Source organism: Algoriphagus ornithinivorans (genome assembly GCF_900115305.1).
GTDB lineage: Bacteria > Bacteroidota > Bacteroidia > Cytophagales > Cyclobacteriaceae > Algoriphagus > Algoriphagus ornithinivorans.
Genome location: NZ_FOVW01000010.1, coordinates 38,679 through 54,589 on the forward strand (window position 1 = coordinate 38,679; position 15,911 = coordinate 54,589).

Genomic DNA, 15,911 nt, shown 5'->3' on the forward strand with positions numbered 1-15,911 from the left:
ATTTAAGCTCTGGATTAAAATATTTATGGATTTTAATTTATTAACAGTTATTTCATTTTAAACTTAGGTTTTAATTTGTCTTATTGTTGTTCCGATGCGTAAACTGTTAAGTCTTATATTCATTTTTTCTGTTTTGGCCTGCAAAAGTAAGGTAAATATACCTGAAGGAAAGCAAGAAGAGGTTTTGGAAGTACCCTCTGAATCAACTCCCGAAATATTAATTTTGTCCTTACGAATTAATTCAAAAGATTCAGTGAAAATCATTAATACCTTGACCAATGTTGGAAGGCTCAGGGGTAACTTGGATACACCATTGGATTATATTGAAGAGGATTTAAGAGTCTCATTCTTGTCGAAAGATGGGAATGTTTGTGCCCAAAAAATTATCCCTAACCCTTTAATGAAAAGGTATGAATATGCCGCAGGAGATTCTTTAAATATTTTAACCTCTAAGTCAGAAGAGGTAGAGCAGGCAGAATTTTATGTTCGGATTCAGTGGGATGAATGTTTTGAGCTAGTTAGTGTGGATAAATTTTATTCAGGTGAATGGAGAAATTTGAATTTATTACAACTCGATAAACCTAAAATTCAATGAAAAAGTGGCTTTCCATTTCATTAATCATATATTTTTCTATTCAGGCATTATGCTTTTCTCAGGTTTTTCCAATAGAAATACTAAAACAAAGTGGGTCACCAGAAAAAGTGATTAATCTGGTAATTCTAGGTGACGGTTATACCTTGGAGCAACAAGATAAATTTTTGGAAGATGCTTCACGAAATATTTCGGAGATGTTTAAACTTGAACCGTGGAAATCCAAAGAAATGATGTTTAATGTTTACGCGATTAAAATTGTATCTAATGTATCCGGAGCAGCTACAAGTCCCAATGAACCCATAGATAATTACTTTGGAAGCTCTTATAATACTTCCAATATTGAGCGCTTGTTAACTCCAACCAAGATCAATAAAGTATATTCGGTACTTAATTCCACAATTCCTTTTTTTGATGTAGCGCTCCTCATGGTCAATGATCAGCGATACGGAGGTGCAGGAGGAGCTATAGCAACTTTTTCTACTCACCCAGATGCCGTACAAATTATGGTTCATGAAATGGGCCATACTTTCTCAAAGCTTTCTGATGAATATTGGGTTGGAGATTCTTATGCTAGAGAATCCCCGAATATGACAAAAAACAATAATCCTGGAACAATACGATGGAGCTCTTTTTTAAACCAAAATGGTGTGGGGATTTTCCCTCATCAGGAATCACCCAGCTGGTATCGACCTCACCAAAATTGCTTGATGAGATTTTTAGGTAGGCCTTTTTGTAGTGTTTGCGAAAATGAGACTTTAAGAATTATAGATCAAGTCACAAAGTCGGAACCACTTTTGAGTCCTGTAGCTTTTTTTGGAGCAGATAAATTGGAAATTTATACTAATGATCAAGTGAAATTTTTTGATTTAACAAGTCAAGAACCTGAAAGCTGGGCTTGGACTTTTGAAGGGGGAGATCCAAATTCTAGTTCTAGTAAAAATCCAATAGTAAGCTACCAAGAAGAAGGAATTTACTCGGTTACATTGACGAGTAGTAATTCTGTAGGATCTAATTCAATTTCCCGAACTCAATTTATTAAGGTCAAAAAAACAGACGATATTCCACCTACTTTGAAGGTGAAGAATATTGAAGTGGAACTTGATGAAAGTGGGAAAGTTCAAATTTCAGCCAGTGATGTAAATAATGGAACATTTGACAATGTTGCAATAAAGGCGTTGTCTGTTTCAAAAAGTAACTTTGATTGTACTGATCTCGGTGAAAATCAAATATTTTTCAAAGCTATTGATGTTAGCGGGAATTCAGATAGCACGGTAGTATTGGTCAATGTTCTAGATAGGCTATCTCCAATAGTAAGAGTTAAGAATTTAGATATTTTTCTAAACGAAGATGGGAAGGCCAGTATTTCTCCAAACGATATAAATGATGGCTCTTATGATAATTGTGAAATAGCTACTTATGCACTTTCAAAAGACAGTTTTGATATCAAAGATCAAGGTATTAATAATGTGGAACTGATCGTCACAGATTTTAGCGGAAACCAAAGCCGTGGAATGGCGACAGTAAAAGTAGATATATTATTAAGTTTAGATGGTACAGAGAAAAATGGGAAAATAACCCTATTTCCAAATCCAAGTAGTGGGGTAGTTCATATTTCCTATCCTAAAACCATTGATCCTGGTCTATATAAAATTGAAATTATCGATAGTAAAGGAACAATTGTAAAAGAGATAGTTGATTTTCAGAAGGTAAATAATGAAATATTTCTTGACATAGAGGGCTTAACTTCGGGTACGTATTTGTTAAGGCTAAACTCTTTGAATGGAGTGGAAGTCATTAAATTTCTGATTAATAATTGATTCAAATAGACTTCCCTTTTTTGAATGAATTTTGGTGTGACAGTTAGTTTTTCTCTTATAAATTAATTACAATCTCATTTAAACTTTTAATCAGCTACCTATTGAAGTGGCGAAGGTTATCTGAACTGATGGGTCAGTTCTAAATGATAAGACCATTGAAATTATCGAAGGCGCTTATCATGAATTGCTCAATGATCTGGATAGGGAGAAGGTTTTGGAGATGATTTTGGGGTGGGTAAAAAAAAGAATCTAAAAACTTTTCTAAGAAATAGCTTTTTCAAAATTAATTTGTAGTTTAGTGTCATAGTTTAATGTGACACTAATACAATTAAGATGATTACTATTCAAAACCTTGCTTTTTCCTATCTCAAAGAGAAGCCACTTTTTAAGGATCTTTTTTGGGAGTGCCAGCCAGGAAATATAGTGGGGATCCTGGGAAAGAATGGGGTGGGGAAGTCCAGCTTTCTTCGAATCTTAGCTGGCTTATTGTTCCCAAAAAAGGGGGAACTGTCTGTTTTGGGGTTTTCGCCCCAATTGAGGGAGGCTAACTTTCTTCAGGAAGTCTTCTTTGTCCCCGATGAAAATTTTCTTCCCGGATATTTATCCGCTCACAGCTATCGAACGATTTTGCAGCCTTTTTACCCGCGATTCGATACTTCGACTTTCGAAAGGCTACTTCAGCGATTTGAAGTTAATTCTCAAGAAAAAATAAAAGACCTATCCTTTGGTCAACAGAAAAAGGTTGGGTTGGCGATGGCCTTGAGTTCGGGTTGCTCGGTAATATTATTAGATGAGCCCACCAATGGGCTGGACATTTCGAGCAAGTCTACATTTCGGAAAGAATTGATCTCACTTCTCCGTGAAGATCAAACTGTTTTGATTGCCACCCACTTGATTCGGGATTTGGAGAACACACTCGATCGTGTCATGATTTTGGATCAAGGGCAAATCAAACTGGATGCTGACTTAAGCGATTTAGCTGATTCGCTCCATTTTGGAGTCAGTCAATCGGATGTGCCAGATGCAATTTTTTCTCATCCCTCGGCACTTGGGGTCCAATTCATTCAATACCGAACAACTCAAGCCCAGACAGTGGTCAACTTAGAGTTGCTTTTTGAAGCTGTCACCTCGGGTGTGTCCATTTCTCCTAGGCTTAAAAAAACCAATTCCCTGACTGTATGAAAACTTCAAAATCTACAAGCTATTCACGGCTAGCCTTGCTCCTTAAGTACGATTGGCTTACGAATAAAAGGACTTATCTAACTGCCCTTTTTGGCTTAATGGGATTAATTATTTTGGTCTATCAAGTAGTCTTGTATTCTAACAATGGCTACCTCACTTTCGGAACAGGCTATTCTCACGGAATCTTCATCAGCGGATATTTTATCCTCTGTTTGCTTTGGCTAGGACAGAGTTTCCTGGCTCTTCGAAATCCCCAGAACGCCAAAACTTATTTGATGCTTCCTGCGAGCACAGCAGAAAAATATCTAACAGAACTTTTGATAAAAATGATTGGCTTGTTCGTTATTTACCCGGTAATTTTTTGGATAGGGGCAAATGTAGGCTTGGGATTATTTCAGGTTTTTGGAACGCTTTTATTTAAGAATGTAACTTTGGACTTTATTGGTATTTGGGACTGGAAAGAGTTTTGGCTTATACAAAACTTCGGTGAGCAATTACTCTTTATCCAACTGATTCTATTAGGTCTTTTTGCACTGATTCCCTCATTGATGTGGGCTGGAAGCTTGATTTTTAAAAAGTATAATTTCCTGTGGATGCCAATAGTGCTTGTACTTGCTTGGTTGGGGTTAAGTGCTACGACCATAGCGCTATCATGGATCATGAGGCCTGGTTTATTGAGAGTGAATGGGGAATTGAGTTTTCAGATGCTGAATTTTGATCAGCCTCAGATTTTTCCGGAAACTCCACTTTTAATAGGCATGTCTGTGCTTTGGATTTGGCTTGCAGTCATACTTAGCTATGTCGTGGCCTATTTTAAGTTGACTGAAAAGCAGGTATAAGATGGATTTCAGCGAACACAAAAACATCTTTCTACAAATCCGGGATTGGTTAGTAGATCAAATCCTCATTGGGAAGCTTCAACCAGGAGAAAAAATTCCGTCAGTTCGCGAGCTGGCAGCGGATATAGAAGTGAATCGGAACACGGTGATGCGCAGCTATAGTTTGATGGAAGAAGAGGGGATAATTGAGAATAAGCGGGGGATCGGTTTTTTCATCGCTTCCGATGCAACAACTCAACTCCAGCGAATCCAAAAGAGAGAGTTTTTTGAGCAGGAACTTCCTGGTATCATTCACAAAGTCGAGGTTCTAAAATTGAATTCTCAAGATTTAGCCCAATTACTTCAAGTCATACAATCCAATGATCATGAAAACAAGCAATAAAATTATAGTCGGATTTCTCAGCTTTGTCTGGGTTTCTTTGGTTTTGACCTTATTTATTTCTTTCAAAGCCTCAGATCAGCTTCCATTTAAAGTGGCAAAGGAAATCAAAACTGAAAAAACAGCCTTGGATGAATTTTCGGTTTTGGTAGTTCAAAACACCAGTTTTCTAAAAATCGTCCAAGCTGACTCTTCTGCTTTGGAATATGTCTCGATTCATGGGGGAAATGTCAAGCCGAACCAAACCAAGTCAATTCAGAATTTTCGTGTTTCCAATGACACTTTGTTTATAGACCAGCTTCAGCAGGCACCCAATGGTGGATTTGTTTTGAAAGTAAAGCACTTGAATCAGCTGATTATTTTAGATAAAAGCAATGTTGAATTCGAAAAAGTGAAACAAGACTCCCTTTCTTTTTCTGCCCAAGGATATGAGTTTTTGTTTGGTGGATTGAACGAATTCATGCTCGAATTCCGGAATGAGCAACTATTTCTAAATGGAGAAATAACTCAAATATCAGGGAAGATAGGTCCGGGAAAATGGATGGAGGTTCCTTCGAAAGTTGAAAAGCTGGATATCCAGAAGGATCCCAATGCCACCATTTTTGTAGAATAGTCTAAAGAGAGGAGCATTGCATTTTATGCGGTTATTTTTAGAAAAGAGCATAATTTTCAGCCTTGTGATACTTTCGTGATCTTTTGAGATTATTTTTCAGCTTAGCAGTGTATCTATGAAAAAAATACTTGTTGTAGAAGATGACCCGAATATCAATGAACTCCTCCAACTTCACCTAAAGGATGAGGGCTATGCAGTGGAAGTGGCTGATCATGGTGGAAAGGGGTTTGAAAGAGCCCAAAAAGGGGAATTCGACCTCTTGATTTTGGATGTGATGCTTCCTGAAATGAATGGAATTCAGATCTGCCAGCGACTTCGTGCGTTGGAAATTTTCACCCCAATTCTGATGTTGACAGCCAAGTCAGAAGAAATAGATAAAGTCATGGGTCTTGAGTCAGGAGCAGATGATTATTTGACCAAACCCTTTAAAATCCGGGAGTTTTTGGCTAGGGTCAAAGCTATTCTTCGAAGACAGGAGCTCCAGCTTTTAGCATTGAAAAAAGAAAAAACGCTTATTTCGCAGGGACTTTTGGAAATCGATGTAGAAAAACGAAAGGTGCAATTTGATCAAAAAAGGGTAGAATTGACTCCCAAGGAATTTGACCTTTTGTATCTCATGGCAAAAAATCCCGGAAGAAGCTATTCTAGAGGGGAGCTGCTGGAATTGATTTGGGGATATGATTTCAGTGGATATGAACATACAGTTAATGCTCATATCAACCGGCTTCGATCCAAAATCGAATCAGATCCCAACAATCCTTCCTACATCTTGACCACTTGGGGCGTAGGTTATCGCTTCAATGACGAACTCTAATCCCCGAAAATCATGAAAAGTCTTTATTGGAGATTATCGCTTTCCTTTATCTTGGTTTTACTTCTGGTTGGTGCCTCCTATATTCTGATAACCACCAAAAATGCCCAGCGCTATTTTCAGGAAACTACCCAAAAACTCAACGCGGAAGTTGCTTCTTATTTAATCAAGGAAGTCAATCCCTTTCAGGATGGTAAAATCAACGAAGAGGCCTTAGGAGTGATAATGCATTCCATGATGGCCGTCAATCCTGGAATTGAAGTGTATTTGTTGAATCCGAAAGGGGAGATTTTATCCTATGTGGTGTTGGATCAACTGGTCAAGTTAAAGGCTGTTGATATCGCACCAGTGGAACAGTTTATATCTGAAGGAGGCAGTGAATTTGTGCTGGGAGATGATCCTCGAAATCCCGGAACGACATCAGTGTTTTCCGCGGCCCCGGTTTATGAAAATGGGGAACTCCAAGGCTATGTTTACATCACTTTGGAAAGTGAAAAATTTGATGCCATCAGCTCTGATTTATTAGGTTCGTATTGGTTAGGGTTGACGCTGAATTCCATCCTCATTACCTTGATCGTAGGGCTATTAATCGGCTTGGTTTTGATAGCTTGGTGGACTAGACACCTTCGAAAAGTAGTCGTGGCGGTGGAAGCCTTCAAAGAAGGAGATTTGCAGTCCAGAGTGCCCCAGTCTACCTCCAATTCTGATTTGGCATTGCTAGGCAAAACCTTCAATTCCATGGCAGATACCATTCTGGATAATATTGAGGAACTCAAAAATGTAGATGCGCTTCGTCGGGAATTGATTGCCAATGTATCCCATGACTTGCGAAATCCTCTGGCGATTATCAATGGCTATGTGGAAACCCTTCAGATTCGGGATGAAAAGCTGACCCCGGATGAAAAAAGAAGTTACTACAAAATAATTCTCAATTCGGTTGATAAGTTGACCAAACTGGTAACGGATCTATTTGATCTTTCCAAATTGGAGTCTGGACAGATGCAGGTTAAAAAGGAGAAGCTGAAAATCCAGGAATTGCTGGTAGATTCCAGTTTGAAATACGAACTCCTAGCCCAATCCAAAGACATTTCTATCAGTTCTAGTATCTGTGCGAATTTGCCAGTTGTGGAGGCTGATTTGTATTTGATTGATCGGGTGATTCAGAATCTACTGGATAATGCGGTAAAGTACACACCGGATCATGGTCACATCGAATTAGAGGCCTGTAGCGCGCCTGGAGGAGTAAAAATCCGGGTTAAAAACTCCGGTGAAGGCATTCCAAAGGAAGATTTGGAGTCCATTTTTGATCGATACTATAAGGTAGACAAGGACATGAAGGGGATTGAAGGCTCAGGGCTTGGACTGGCTATTGTTCGAAAAATTCTGGAAATTCATGGTTCTAAAATCCATATTTCATCTGACTCCGAGAGTTACACGGAATTTGAATTCGTGCTTCCTGCCTAAAGCTTTTTCATCAAAAATTAAAAAGCCTCTGTTCAACTTGAACAGAGGCTTTTGCATAAATTCTGATATCACACTTTTTTCAATTCATAGGAGCAAATCCAAATGGGATTCCAGCGGCTCCACACCAAATAATCCCATGCGTAAACTTTTCATCGGGTATTCCCGGAAGGGAAAAAAAGTGTTCTCCGGATTTTCCTACAATCGATACCAATTGATAAGTGGAAGTATTGTTGAGGTTGAGGGATTGGCTGGTAGAAAGATAAACAGTCACCGTTCCAGTGCTAAACTTGGTCGTAAAATCATCCGATAGTCGAATAAAGAACTTGTTGTCTTCATCCCGGACCAACTGAACCATTCCGCGGGTATTGGTAGAACTTTGGGGAGTAAGAGTTCCTGTTTTTAAGACCACAAAATTTTCGCTAACCTGATTGGAGTCGTCAGGAATAATAGGCTCCATGGAATCTGAGGAACAGGAAAGCATAAATGTTAGGAATGATATTGCGAGCAATTGAATGAAAGATTTCATGAGTTGGGAGTTTTGAGTTGATGAATGTTTCGGAAAAGAATTCTTCCCCGGCTATAATTGATTTTGTTTTGGGCTTTCAAGCCTGAGAGGATAGTGGTTACAGTTTGCCGGCTGGTATCCGTCAGCTTGGCAAGTTCTTCATGGGTCAAGGGGAGCTTGAGCAGGGTTTCATCTCCATATTTTTCTCCAAATCGCTCCCCAAGATCTTTGAGTACGGAGATAATTCTGAATTCTGCGTCTTGGAACAAGATCCGCTCCAAGCGCAGTCTGGCAGTATGAATTTCTTCCTGAAGAGTATGAATGATTCTCAAGAATTTTTGGTTGGGATGTTCCTCTAGCTGGATCATCTCCACTAACGTATGGTCCTCCATAGCAAAGGCCGAGTAGGAGAGTCTTTTTTCCGCACGCTCTTCATAAAATTCTCCCAGGAATTCCCCCTGATCTTTGATGGAAAGGAGAGTGCTGTTGCCGGGTTCTTGGGTGCGGATAGTCTTGACCAAGCCCGATTTAATCAGAAAATAGCCTTGAAAGAGTTGGCCTTGTTCCAAAATTTGTTCGCCTTTCTGAAATCGCAGTAGCTGAGGGAATTTGGATTGAGGAAGGGATATGTTTGCTTTATTCATTGGATTTGGGTTTGACTTGATAATAGATTCCAATCGAAAAAGTACCTGCTGAATAGAGGTTCCTTCGTGAGTAAAGGAAGTCGGCGTAGTTTCTATAGTTCAGCGAGAGATGAAAATCTTGATATACCGGAACAGAGGCGCCAAAACTATAACCGGTATATTCCGTCCCATCTCCCCGAACAAAATCCGTTGCGACCAAGACATCATCTACCGAATTGAGTCCTTGAAGGCGACCATTGACCCAAACCTTCCCGGCAATTTGATAGCCCACTTCGAGTCCAATTGCGATTTGATCAGAGAAGGATACGTCCTCATAGGAAGTCCGGAAATTGTAGGAACCGAAAATGCTTCCATATAGTGGTGTATTGGGTAAGGCAAAAGAGGTTGAAAGGGTTGTCCAGACATTGAATTCTCCATCACCGGAAGGCAGATTGATGGATTCAAAGTCATTTTGAGTGCTTTGGGCAAAATTATTGGCTCGACCAATTGGGATTTCCGGAGCGACAGAAATGGCTAAAGGCAAGTACTTTTTTAGCAAGGTATGCTTAAACTCCAACCTCAGATCGCCCAAACCGCTAACGGTTTCTGTGGTATTAAACCCGTTCCAAATTTGAAGGGGCCAGTTGGCGATTAAGGTGAAGCGTTCGGTCAAGCCGTATTCTCCGTAGAAAACCAAAGAATTTTGGGTGAAGGTATTCGTACTGAGTTTTTCTCCTCCCAGTGTGAAATAATACGAAGAGCTAAAACGATTGAAGCTTAGCTGGTAGAATCCTTCTCCCTTCTCCTTGGTCCATCCACTTTGGGCAAAGCCGGCATTGCAGGAAAACAAGAAGCTCAATCCGATTCCGAGGATTCGGACCAAGCTTCCTTTTTGAGTGAGCATCATGACTTAGTTTAGATTAGCATAGCCAAAAGGAACCCCTACCGAACCGCACCAAAGGATGACATGGGTATACTTGGAGGTGGACATGCCGGCTGGGATGGCAAAGAAATTTTGACCGGCCATCCTTACTGGTCCCAGTGGTAAGAGATTGGGATTTCCATTGGCTGGATCAGGCATAAATTCCATGGAAGTTGATAGAAAAACAGTCACGGTACCTGTTGCCAAAGCAGTATTGAAAGCCTCATTAAATCCCAGGAATTCTTTGCCTTGAGAGTCTGTGACTAAACTTGCATTGCCGGTTGATCCTGCATTGTTTTGATCTACAAAAGTTCCGGATCGAAGTACATTGAGACTGCCAGTTGGCTGGGTAGGGTCTATGACTACTGGGTCATTGTCATCTGTGCAGGATACTAAGCCTAAGAAGGCAATGTAAAAGAGAAGCATTACTTTTTTCATGGTTTTATTGGTTTTGATTTGAGTCAAAATTGGCCGAAGAGTATCACGAAAAAGTCACGGAAGTTTAAAGCTTTCTATTTTTTGCGAAGCCAAAGAGTAGTTTCTGAAGAATAATTCATGCAACCAATTGGCTGTTTTTGAGTTATTTAAGTATGTATTGGATCCTTTTAAGTTTAGTTTGTATGAGTTTTTTGCAGCAGCCCAAGTCTTTGGATGATTTTCGTTGGGAAAAGCGGATTATCGTGGTCTTTGATTCTCCCGGCTTTGATCAAACCTGGATAAAAAGTCATCAAAAGGAACTGGAAGAGCGAAAATTACTCTTGGTGCATGTTTCGGAATGACAGATCCATTGGAAAAATTTGGAAGAGGAATTGGCCGAAAAAGGCTTTGTGAAACTATCGCAAAACCTGAAATCAGGAGAAAGCTGGCTGCTGATCGGACTGGATGGCGGAATCAAAAATCAGGGTGCTGGAGCAGTTCCAATGGAATCCTTGATGCGTCAAATAGACTCCATGCCTATGCGGCAGTCCGAGATTCGCAGGAAAAATGGAAAAGATGGGATGTAATGCCCAGTAAAACCACCATCCATCTCTAAAATGTTGACCTTTTTTCAGACTTCTCACTTTTCACTTCTGATTTCCTCACACCTCCATCCCATTAAAAGGATTAAACCTTCTCCTTCCCACACCCATAGCGACGGCTCGGCAGACGGTTTTGTCGCCATACTTCACATTTAGCTTGTCGAGGGCCTGGTAGAGGTTGATCTGCTCTTGGCTGTCTTCGAAAAGCTTGATCTGATAGTTGCCATAGACCAGGCTGCTAAACCGCACCCCGATCAGTCGGATGAGGAGGCGACGGCTATACAGTTTTTTGAATAGCTCCTTCACCACGGGCAGGATACTATGATCTGCCGAAGTGTAGGGAATCCGCTGCTGCATGGTATGCGTCTCAAAATCCGAGTAGCGGATCTTCACACTCACACAGGCGGTGAGTTGCCCTTTTTGGCGAAGTTTGGTAGCGAGTTGCTCCGTCATAGCTACCAGTGTGGCTTCCAGCATCTTGACATCGATGGTATCTTCTTCAAAGGTATTTTCAGAAGAAACGGACTTGGCTTCGGAGTAGGGGATGACCGGGTTTCGGTCGATGCCATTCGCTTTTTCCCAGATCATTTTGCCGTTTTTCCCAAAGGTAGCCTCCAGCAGTTGAGAGGGCATTTGCTGCAAGGTTAGAACTTTTTTAACACCCATATTATAGAGCGTTTGGGAGGTTTTCTCCCCGATCATGGGGATTTTCCGCACGGATAGGGGAGCAAGGAAGGGTTTTTCCTCTCCATTGGGCACCTGCTTTTCATTGTTGGGCTTGGCCTCGCCGGTGGCGACTTTGGAAACGGTTTTGTTTTCCGATAGTCCCATGGAAATGTTCAGCCCGCTCTCTTGGATGATACGCTGCCGGAGCTCGTGGGCGAGTTTGAAGCAACCGAAAAAGCGATCCATCCCTGTCAGATCTATGTAAAACTCATCGATGGAGGACTTTTCAAAAAGCGGAACTGATTCCTTGATAATCTCGGTAACCTCATGTGATTTTTGGCTGTATTTTTCAAAATCCCCTTTGACGATAATGGCCTCGGGACAGAGTTGTCTTGCTGTCCGCATAGGCATGGCCGAGTGTACGCCAAATCTCCTGGCCTCGTAGCTGCAGGAAGCGACCACTCCCCGGTCACTCGAGCCTCCGATTAATATAGGCTTGTCCTTGAGCCTACTGTCAAAAAGCCGCTCCACTGATACGAAAAACGTATCCAAATCCATATGCGCAATACTCCGCTTCCCTTCCATTGCTTTTTGTTAATTTTATTAACATTTTAATGTTTATAATTTAATCATTTTTATTAGATTTGGGAATGATTGGTAGGGGAAGTGGCGGGAATTGTCGTTGTGTAAAAATTGGGTTGGGTAGATAAACTTCGTTTGGGCGTCATTGCGAGGACAGGCTCATATACTTTAGTGAATTAGGAAGCCTTTTCTGTCCGAAGCAATCTCTTTGATTAGCTGGAGATTGCTTCGGGTTTATTATATGATTTGGTAGTTTCTGATTCTGCGTTTAACCCTCGCAATGACGCTAGCCATTTAATCATAGTGAAAAAATAGAATAGTTATAAAGGATACATGACTTTAAATACAAACATCAAATTCCTCCGAAAGAAAAAAGCGCTCACTCAAGAGTCCTTATCTGAAGCTTTAGGTATTTCCCGCTCCAAACTGGCTGGATACGAACTCACCATTACTCCTCCTTTGGATATTTTGGTGAAAATCTCTGAGTATTTTGGAGTTTCTCTCGATATCCTGATCAAAGAAGATTTGTCCTCTTATTCTGAATACAAGCTCCGCGAACTGCTGGAAACAGATCAGTTTCTCCGGGGAAGAAAACTCCGGATTCTTTCTACCACAGTAGATGCGGAGGGTCGGGAATTGATAGAGGTGGTTTCCCAGCGGGCAAAAGCAAGTTACCTAGCTGGTTTTGCGGATCCTGAGTTTATCTCTGAATTGCCTCGATTTTCTTTACCTTTTTTGCCCACAGATAAAAAACACCGGGTTTTTCAAGTTGACGGGGACTCCATGCTACCTATTCCAGACGGTTCCTGGATCATCTGTGAATACATAGACGATTGGCTGAATATCAAAGACGGAGAGCGCTATGTCATTGTCACCGAACAGGATGGAGTGACCTTTAAAATCGCCTACAATCGAATTCAATCCGAACAGAAACTCCTGCTCTGTTCATCCAATCCCATCTATCCTCCTTTCGAAGTGGAAATTGAGCAGGTCAGAGAGGTTTGGAGGTATAGACTGTTAATGAGTGAGTAAGATTTTACGGAATCGTTTCCATTCATTTCCACAATCGGTCCTAGCCTTTTGACGAGTCCTTTTTATCTTAATGGCTCAATAAACCTCAAAGACCTATTTCATGAATTTTAGATTCCTTGCCGCCCTCTTACTTTTGGGAAGTACGCTCTGGGCATGTGCAGAAAAAGATATAGACCCTTTTGCTACAGTAAAACCTGATGAAAGCCGATTCACCAAAATTCCTCTGGTGAAAAAATTGGATGAACCCATGGAGTTGGAGGTTTTTGATAATGGGGATGTACTATTTATAGAAAGGGCTGGCAAGCTGAAATTATACGAAGCCGCAAGCGGAGAAACTACCGTGGTAGGAGAGCTGAATGTTTATTTGGAGCATGAAGATGGCTTGTTGGGACTGGCGAAGGATCCTAATTTCAACCAAAACAACTGGATTTATCTCTATTATGCCCCAAAAGAATACAGTCCGGATGTGAATCGGCTTTCCCGCTTTGAGTTCAAAGAAAATCGTCTCGACCTCACTTCTGAAAAAATAATGCTGGAAATCCCTGTATTCAGAGGATGCTGTCATTCCGGTGGTTCCATAGAGTTTGATGCCAATGGCCTTTTGTTCCTCTCTACCGGGGATGATACCACTCCTTTTGAATCGGATAATTACAATCCCATCGATGAGCGACGGGATAGACCTGCCAATGTTGATGCTCAAAAAACTTCTGGTAATTCCAACGACTTAAGAGGGGCCATCATTCGGATCAAACCAGAAGCCGATGGATCTTATAGCATCCCTGAAGGAAACTTATTTCCTCCCGGAACTCCCAATACTCGGCCAGAGATCTATGTGATGGGTAACAGAAATCCTTACAGAATATCCTTGGATCAGCATAATGGTAATCTTTTTTGGGGAGAAGTGGGGCCTGATGCTTCAGTTGATTCTATGCGAAGGGGTCCAAAAGGACATGATGAAATCAATTTGGCAAGGAAGCCCGGTTTTTATGGTTGGCCATTTTTCGTAGGAAATAATAAACCGTATTGGAAATATGATTTTGAAAGTCAGGAAAGCCTGTTTGAATTTGATCCAAATGCTCCCGTCAATACCTCTCCCAATAATACGGGATTGGAAAAGTTGCCTCCCGCACAACCCGCTTTAATTTGGTATCCTTATGATGAGTCTATAGAGTTTCCTATGCTGGAAACAGGCGGAAGAAATGCCATGGCAGGACCGGTGTATTACCGGGAGGATTTTGACAAATCAGAAGTTCGTTTTCCAGGCTATTATAATGGAAAGCTATTCATATTCGACTGGATGCGAAATTGGATTTTCACAGTATCCTTAACTGAAAACTACGAATATGATACCATGGAACGCTTCATGCCTTCCACGGTTTTTGATAAGCCAATTGATATGCAGTTTGCGAAAGATGGATCGCTGTACGTCCTTGAATACGGTACCTATTGGAGAGCACAAAATGATGATTCGGGTCTCTATAGAATAGAGTTTGCGGCTGGAAATAGAAAGCCTGTTGCCAAGGCTTCTGCCGAAAATACTACCGGAGCATTACCTTTGAAAGTGCAATTCCAAGGGGATCAAAGCTTGGATTTTGATCCGGAAGATCAATTGAGCTATGAGTGGGATTTCGGAGATGGAAGTCCAAAGGCCAAGGAGGTAAATCCTATCCATGTATATGAAAAAGCAGGAGTTTATCTGGCGACTTTGACTGTGAGCGATACAGAAGGGGAGCAAAGCCAAGCTTCAGTGGAAATTAGAGCGGGAAATGCAAGACCCAATGTGAATATCAACTGGAATGGAAATCAAAGTTTTTATTTCCCTGGAAAAGTGACTTACCAAGTTTCTGTGCAGGATTTAGAGGATGGAGCTATCTCCGATGAGGCAGTGAATTTTTCTATTGACTTTATTGCTGGTGGTTATGATTTGATTCAAGCTGGTCATCAGGAAGAGAAGGTTAGTGTGGGAGAGAATTACATCACCCAAGCGGGTTGCAAAGCTTGCCACGCAATCGAAAATGAATCCGTGGGACCTACCTATAGGGATGTGTCTTCGAAATATAAAGGGCAAACGGATGCGAAATCCTACCTCGTCAACAAAATCAGAAATGGTGGGGGAGGTGTCTGGGGTGAGCGTATCATGCCGGGCCATACGCATATTCCAGTTGATCAGGTGGAAGCTATGGTAGACTTTATTCTAAGGCTTGAGGATCCTTCTTATGGAAAAGTAAGCCTACCACTGAAAGGTGAATTTGCGATAGAACAACAATCCAATCCAGAAGGCTACTACTTAATTCAAGCATCCTACACTGATCAGGGAGCAAATGGCATTCAACCTTTGATGGGGGCCGCTCAGCTTTTGTTGAGAAATCCTATAGTCAAGGCGGTGGAAGCTGATCTTTTCGAGCATACTGCCAAGGCCAATGCCAATGGGCTGAATTTTGTGAGATTCACCAAAAATAATTCTTGGATTGCCTTTGAAGATTTGGATTTAAAGGGGATCAAGGAAATTGAATTATTGGTAAATCCTGCTGGAATTACAGGCTTGTTGGAGTTGAGACAAGGTTCAGTTTCCGGTCCTTTGATTGGATCCTCCGCTCTCCTCAAACAAGGAGATAAACAGGGATATTTCTCCATAAAGGTACCCATTAAGCAAACTGACGAAATTGGGGATCTATATCTAGTTTTGAGAACTGAGTCAGGTATTTCTATCTGGAATACTTTCAACCTGGATACTATCCGATTTATTGAATGAGTTATTGACTCAATCCTAAATATTTCCTCATTGCGACTCCATTTTTCGGGTCGCGATGAGGATTCCATTTAAAAGATGGGCTTTATTTTTTGGACTTTTTCAAACTAATT

Annotated in this window: 17 protein-coding genes; 12 read left to right on the forward strand and 5 right to left on the reverse strand. The window is 41.0% G+C overall.

Going from position 1 to position 15,911, the window contains the following annotated elements:
* The first annotated feature begins 94 nt into the window (after positions 1-94).
* The 8 genes from BM073_RS15015 to BM073_RS15050 all read left to right on the forward strand — a co-directional run bounded on the left by BM073_RS15015 (position 95) and on the right by BM073_RS15050 (position 7,700).
* On the forward strand, positions 95-595 hold the full coding sequence (locus BM073_RS15015) for a hypothetical protein (protein ID WP_091655154.1): 501 nt from the start codon (positions 95-97) through the stop codon (positions 593-595).
* On the forward strand, positions 592-2,412 hold the full coding sequence (locus BM073_RS15020) for a M64 family metallopeptidase (RefSeq protein WP_091655155.1): 1,821 nt from the start codon (positions 592-594) through the stop codon (positions 2,410-2,412). Before BM073_RS15015 ends, BM073_RS15020 begins: the two co-directional genes overlap by 4 nt.
* Positions 2,413-2,745: 333 nt before the next feature.
* Complete coding sequence (locus BM073_RS15025) at positions 2,746-3,594, forward strand: ABC transporter ATP-binding protein (protein WP_091655156.1); 849 nt, start codon at positions 2,746-2,748, stop codon at positions 3,592-3,594.
* Positions 3,591-4,433 carry a hypothetical protein gene (locus BM073_RS15030; protein WP_091655157.1) on the forward strand — a complete coding sequence of 281 codons (843 nt, stop codon included), beginning with the start codon at positions 3,591-3,593 and terminating at the stop codon, positions 4,431-4,433. Before BM073_RS15025 ends, BM073_RS15030 begins: the two co-directional genes overlap by 4 nt.
* A gap of 1 nt (position 4,434) precedes the next feature.
* On the forward strand, positions 4,435-4,815 hold the full coding sequence (locus BM073_RS15035; protein WP_091655158.1) for a GntR family transcriptional regulator: 381 nt from the start codon (positions 4,435-4,437) through the stop codon (positions 4,813-4,815).
* The gene (locus tag BM073_RS15040) at positions 4,799-5,425 is read left to right on the forward strand and encodes a hypothetical protein (protein WP_139217508.1); all 627 of its coding nucleotides are present in this window, start codon (positions 4,799-4,801) and stop codon (positions 5,423-5,425) included. Before BM073_RS15035 ends, BM073_RS15040 begins: the two co-directional genes overlap by 17 nt.
* 115 nt (positions 5,426-5,540) lie before the next feature.
* Positions 5,541-6,239 carry a response regulator gene (locus BM073_RS15045; RefSeq protein WP_091655160.1) on the forward strand — a complete coding sequence of 233 codons (699 nt, stop codon included), beginning with the start codon at positions 5,541-5,543 and terminating at the stop codon, positions 6,237-6,239.
* 12 nt (positions 6,240-6,251) lie between these two features.
* The gene (locus BM073_RS15050; protein ID WP_091655161.1) at positions 6,252-7,700 is read left to right on the forward strand and encodes a sensor histidine kinase; all 1,449 of its coding nucleotides are present in this window, start codon (positions 6,252-6,254) and stop codon (positions 7,698-7,700) included.
* Between the two features lie 79 nt (positions 7,701-7,779).
* On the opposite strand, the gene BM073_RS15055 is transcribed toward BM073_RS15050, so the two are convergent.
* The 4 genes from BM073_RS15055 to BM073_RS15070 are packed head-to-tail and all read right to left on the reverse strand — an operon-like array spanning position 7,780 to position 10,188.
* A complete protein-coding gene (locus BM073_RS15055) occupies positions 7,780-8,226 on the reverse strand; it encodes a DM13 domain-containing protein (protein WP_091655162.1) in 447 nt (148 codons plus the stop codon).
* Complete coding sequence (locus BM073_RS15060) at positions 8,223-8,849, reverse strand: Crp/Fnr family transcriptional regulator (protein ID WP_091655163.1); 627 nt, start codon at positions 8,847-8,849, stop codon at positions 8,223-8,225. The genes BM073_RS15055 and BM073_RS15060 overlap by 4 nt, the downstream gene beginning before the upstream one ends.
* Positions 8,842-9,735, reverse strand: a complete 894-nt coding sequence (locus tag BM073_RS15065) for a hypothetical protein (RefSeq protein WP_091655164.1) — start codon at positions 9,733-9,735, stop codon at positions 8,842-8,844. The genes BM073_RS15060 and BM073_RS15065 overlap by 8 nt, the downstream gene beginning before the upstream one ends.
* Before the next feature lie 3 nt (positions 9,736-9,738).
* Positions 9,739-10,188, reverse strand: coding sequence for a DM13 domain-containing protein (locus tag BM073_RS15070; RefSeq protein ID WP_139217509.1), 450 nt, complete (start codon positions 10,186-10,188; stop codon positions 9,739-9,741).
* Positions 10,189-10,370: 182 nt separating this feature from the next.
* Between BM073_RS15070 and BM073_RS17980 the strand changes: the two genes are divergently transcribed.
* Positions 10,371-10,529 (forward strand): DUF4174 domain-containing protein, encoded by a 159-nt coding sequence (locus BM073_RS17980; protein WP_139217510.1) that lies wholly within the window; start codon positions 10,371-10,373, stop codon positions 10,527-10,529.
* 18 nt (positions 10,530-10,547) lie between these two features.
* Positions 10,548-10,754: a DUF4174 domain-containing protein gene (locus BM073_RS15075; RefSeq protein ID WP_175557929.1), complete on the forward strand. Its 207-nt coding sequence runs from the start codon at positions 10,548-10,550 to the stop codon at positions 10,752-10,754.
* Positions 10,755-10,829: 75 nt separating this feature from the next.
* Here the strand turns inward: BM073_RS15075 and dinB are convergent, their stop codons facing one another.
* Entirely contained in the window at positions 10,830-12,020 is a 1,191-nt protein-coding gene (dinB, locus tag BM073_RS15080) for a DNA polymerase IV (RefSeq protein ID WP_091655167.1), read from the reverse strand.
* Between the two features lie 330 nt (positions 12,021-12,350).
* On the opposite strand from dinB, the gene BM073_RS15085 reads away from it, so the two are divergent.
* Both BM073_RS15085 and BM073_RS15090 read left to right on the forward strand, forming a co-directional pair.
* On the forward strand, positions 12,351-13,049 hold the full coding sequence (locus BM073_RS15085) for an XRE family transcriptional regulator (protein WP_091655168.1): 699 nt from the start codon (positions 12,351-12,353) through the stop codon (positions 13,047-13,049).
* Between the two features lie 100 nt (positions 13,050-13,149).
* Positions 13,150-15,801: a PQQ-dependent sugar dehydrogenase gene (locus BM073_RS15090; protein WP_091655169.1), complete on the forward strand. Its 2,652-nt coding sequence runs from the start codon at positions 13,150-13,152 to the stop codon at positions 15,799-15,801.
* Positions 15,802-15,911: the final 110 nt, after the last annotated feature.

Excerpts from the sequence above, each read along its gene's own strand:
- BM073_RS15085 (WP_091655168.1), top strand. The coding sequence starts at position 12,351 with ATGACTTTAAATACAAACATCAAATTCCTCCGAAAGAAAAAAGCGCTC.
- BM073_RS15055 (WP_091655162.1), bottom strand. The coding sequence starts at position 8,226 with ATGAAATCTTTCATTCAATTGCTCGCAATATCATTCCTAACATTTATG.
- BM073_RS15020 (WP_091655155.1), top strand. The coding sequence starts at position 592 with ATGAAAAAGTGGCTTTCCATTTCATTAATCATATATTTTTCTATTCAG.
- dinB (WP_091655167.1), bottom strand. The coding sequence starts at position 12,020 with ATGGAAGGGAAGCGGAGTATTGCGCATATGGATTTGGATACGTTTTTC.
- BM073_RS15030 (WP_091655157.1), top strand. The coding sequence starts at position 3,591 with ATGAAAACTTCAAAATCTACAAGCTATTCACGGCTAGCCTTGCTCCTT.
- BM073_RS15040 (WP_139217508.1), top strand. The coding sequence starts at position 4,799 with ATGAAAACAAGCAATAAAATTATAGTCGGATTTCTCAGCTTTGTCTGG.
- BM073_RS17980 (WP_139217510.1), top strand. The coding sequence starts at position 10,371 with ATGAGTTTTTTGCAGCAGCCCAAGTCTTTGGATGATTTTCGTTGGGAA.
- BM073_RS15060 (WP_091655163.1), bottom strand. The coding sequence starts at position 8,849 with ATGAATAAAGCAAACATATCCCTTCCTCAATCCAAATTCCCTCAGCTA.
- BM073_RS15035 (WP_091655158.1), top strand. The coding sequence starts at position 4,435 with ATGGATTTCAGCGAACACAAAAACATCTTTCTACAAATCCGGGATTGG.
- BM073_RS15045 (WP_091655160.1), top strand. The coding sequence starts at position 5,541 with ATGAAAAAAATACTTGTTGTAGAAGATGACCCGAATATCAATGAACTC.
- BM073_RS15025 (WP_091655156.1), top strand. The coding sequence starts at position 2,746 with ATGATTACTATTCAAAACCTTGCTTTTTCCTATCTCAAAGAGAAGCCA.
- BM073_RS15015 (WP_091655154.1), top strand. The coding sequence starts at position 95 with ATGCGTAAACTGTTAAGTCTTATATTCATTTTTTCTGTTTTGGCCTGC.
- BM073_RS15065 (WP_091655164.1), bottom strand. The coding sequence starts at position 9,735 with ATGATGCTCACTCAAAAAGGAAGCTTGGTCCGAATCCTCGGAATCGGA.
- BM073_RS15090 (WP_091655169.1), top strand. The coding sequence starts at position 13,150 with ATGAATTTTAGATTCCTTGCCGCCCTCTTACTTTTGGGAAGTACGCTC.
- BM073_RS15050 (WP_091655161.1), top strand. The coding sequence starts at position 6,252 with ATGAAAAGTCTTTATTGGAGATTATCGCTTTCCTTTATCTTGGTTTTA.
- BM073_RS15070 (WP_139217509.1), bottom strand. The coding sequence starts at position 10,188 with ATGAAAAAAGTAATGCTTCTCTTTTACATTGCCTTCTTAGGCTTAGTA.